We start from the raw sequence: 2802 nt of genomic DNA, 5'->3' as shown, positions 1-2802 counted from the left end.
CTTTTCCTTAGCCATCGATACAATCCTCCGCAGAAGAAATAGTCTTGCGCTGATAAAACAAAGGCAGATATTTTCATATCTGCCTTGTTTATATGGAGCTCTTGAGCGGACTTGAACCGCTGACCTCACCCTTACCAAGGGTGTGCTCTACCAACTGAGCTACAAGAGCGAAACACGTTGTGCAAAATCCAGCAAACTTGGAGCGGGTAGCGGGAATCGAACCCGCATCATCAGCTTGGAAGGCTGAGGTTCTACCACTAAACTATACCCGCGGAGCTTGCGGCTCTCGCTAAAACTGGTGGAGGGAGAAGGATTCGAACCTTCGAAGCTCTCGCAACGGATTTACAGTCCGTCCCCTTTGGCCGCTCGGGAATCCCTCCAGATGTGGCCGGCATTCTATTTCCATGCCGCCTCAGTGTCAAGCGATTTTTCAAATTTTTTCAATCAAATCTGAAACTTAGCTACTTTGACACCGCTTCCAGTTCTGCCACCTGAGTGGTGTTCCCTGCGAAGCGGGCGCCATTCTATCAAGCTATTCACCAGTTGCAATACCCTGGCAGAAAATAATTTTATGTTTTAAGTCGTTGAAATCATTGGAAAGAGCCGCCAGGGCTGCTGTGTCCAGTAAACGCTCGCTGTCGGGCTCCACCTTCAGCCAGCGCCCTTCCGCACCTGGCAGCTGTGCAACCACCGGAAGCGTTGCTATGTCCAGGCTCGTCAACCTTTGCCGCAGGGCATCGATCTGCTCCTGGCCCATGGCGCCCCCCACAATCAGGCACTCGTCGCGACGCCTGGGGGATGCCGACACACCCGCCTCGCGCACCAGGCGTATTTCCTGCTGGCTGCCTTTATACAAAGACAGAGGCGCAACCTCTTTCACCCTCAACGGCGCGCCCTGCTGATGCCACACGTAATAAAAGGCATTGAGTACCAGCAATAGCAAAAATAACCAGCGCATAGGGCACCTCAGTTCAATGGACAGGCCATCGCCAAACCGACGAAGACCAGATCAGGCACCACCCGAGCCTGTGGGAGCGTATCCCTCAGCAACGGCGCATCACCGCCCGTAAGGAAGACCGTAAAGTCACTCCCCCAAAGGGCATGCGCTTGCTCGATCTGCGTCTGTGCAAAGCCCTGCAGCATCAGCACGCAGCCACGTTCTACCGCCTCCACCGTGGACCGGCCCGGCAACAAGGTGGCCAATGCGCGCTCAGCGGAGGCATCATCGTAACGGATGCGCCGTGTATGGGTGCGCAGCTGCCCACGCATCAAAGGCATACCAGGGCAAATGTAGCCGCCGAGATGCTCACCGTCTGCGGCCACATAATCCGCTTTGGCTGCTGTGCCCAGGTCTATTACCAGGCACGCGCCACGTGCAAGGTGGTAGGCGCCCAGGGCAGCCAGCCAGCGATCCATACCCAAGCGCTGGTAGTCGTCATAGCCATTTCGCACACCGGCCATTTCCCAGGCAGAACGCGCTACATGCGACTGCACTGAAAACACCTGCGCAATCAGTGTGCACAGAGCTTCGGTCTCTTCTTCACTTCTGACGCTGACAATTCGGCAGCCTGTCAATTGCACCGCAGGCAGGGCAACCACCCCATCCACAAGGGCCTGGTCAGACTCAACGATTCCACCTGCGACAATCATGGCATCGAGGCTATGGATCACCCGCCACTTGATGAAGCTATTGCCGCAATCGAGTTCAAGAATCATCACGTAACCTCAAACTCAGCTCACCGCCACTGAAGCTTTTCTCAACGCCGTCCACAACAAGGCGCAAACCGCCTTGCCCATCGACGCCCAGTACCAAGCCGTCAATACGCGTGGTGCCTGCTATCAGTGACACGTTACGCCCTTGCCACAGATGCGCCTGCTCCCATTCCTCTTGAAACGCTGCAAAGCCATAGCGGCGATGACGGGCAAGTTCGTGCTGCAATTGTTGACTGAGCGAGGCGACCAGGTGGTTGCGATCAATCACCGCCCCCACCTCACGGCGCATGGATGTCCATTGCTGATCTACCTGCGCGTTGACCTGCATGTTTACATTGATGCCGATACCCAGCACCACATGACAAACATCGGCAGGGTCGCCTACCAGCTCGAGGAGGATGCCGGTGATCTTCTGGCCATTGACCAGAACGTCGTTAGGCCACTTCAGGCCTACAGCATTCACGCCAAATGCTTGCAGGGTGCGCATAACGGCCAAGCCAACCACCAGGCTCAAGCCCTCAAGCTGGCGCATACCGCCGTCTACTCGCAAGACCAGGCTGTAGTAAAGGTTCTCGGCGAAGGGGCTGACCCACTCTCGGCCACGCCGCCCACGGCCAGCACTCTGGCGCTCCGCCAACACCACGAAAGGCGCCTGCTGCCCTTGTGCTGCCAGGCGCAAACCCTCTGCATTTGTAGAGTCGATGGATTCATGAATGAAGACGGGCCACGGGTCTTGCGTAGCAAAGCCGGCTATAGCCTTTGCGTCGAGCATTGCCAAGGGCGCAGCTAACTGGTAGCCACGGCCACGGACCTTGTGAATTGTGAGGTTAAGTTCGCTCTCAAGGTGTTGCAGCTGTTTCCATACCGCACTGCGACTCACCCCGAGGGCTGCCCCGAGAGCTTCTCCGGAATGGAATCGGCCATCCTTGAGGAGGTTCAACAACTTCAGCATGCCAGTCTCAACGTTGGATAAGGCAGGCATGATAGCCATGGGTCGTGGGCTTGCATAGGATAAGGGGCATTCCGGTGATGCCCTGCCCTCAGCGGGACAACGGCTGGCGCCCAACCCTGGGCGAATTTTTACCGCAC

At 56.7% G+C, this 2802-nt stretch carries 3 protein-coding genes and 3 tRNA genes; all 6 read right to left on the bottom strand.

Annotated elements, in window-relative coordinates; genetic code table 11:
- Window positions 1-93 precede the first annotated feature (93 nt).
- Window positions 94-169 (bottom strand) — tRNA-Thr (locus APH25_RS24685).
- 29 nt (window positions 170-198) lie between these two features.
- Window positions 199-272 (bottom strand) — tRNA-Gly (locus APH25_RS24680).
- 24 nt (window positions 273-296) lie between these two features.
- Window positions 297-380, bottom strand: a tRNA-Tyr gene (locus APH25_RS24675).
- A gap of 152 nt (window positions 381-532) precedes the next feature.
- Entirely contained in the window at window positions 533-958 is a 426-nt protein-coding gene (locus tag APH25_RS24670) for a hypothetical protein (RefSeq protein WP_060483662.1), read from the bottom strand.
- An 8-nt stretch (window positions 959-966) separates the two neighbouring features.
- A complete protein-coding gene (locus APH25_RS24665; RefSeq protein ID WP_060483661.1) occupies window positions 967-1716 on the bottom strand; it encodes a pantothenate kinase in 750 nt (249 codons plus the stop codon).
- Complete coding sequence (gene birA, locus APH25_RS24660) at window positions 1706-2665, bottom strand: bifunctional biotin--[acetyl-CoA-carboxylase] ligase/biotin operon repressor BirA (protein WP_028633084.1); 960 nt, start codon at window positions 2663-2665, stop codon at window positions 1706-1708. The genes APH25_RS24665 and birA overlap by 11 nt, the downstream gene beginning before the upstream one ends.
- Between the last annotated feature and the right edge of the window lie 137 nt (window positions 2666-2802).

The organism is Pseudomonas sp. NBRC 111119 (assembly GCF_001320125.1).
GTDB lineage: Bacteria > Pseudomonadota > Gammaproteobacteria > Pseudomonadales > Pseudomonadaceae > Aquipseudomonas > Aquipseudomonas parafulva.
The sequence above is the reverse complement of the archived record's forward strand: the minus strand, read 5'-3'. Positions and strand labels throughout refer to the sequence as shown.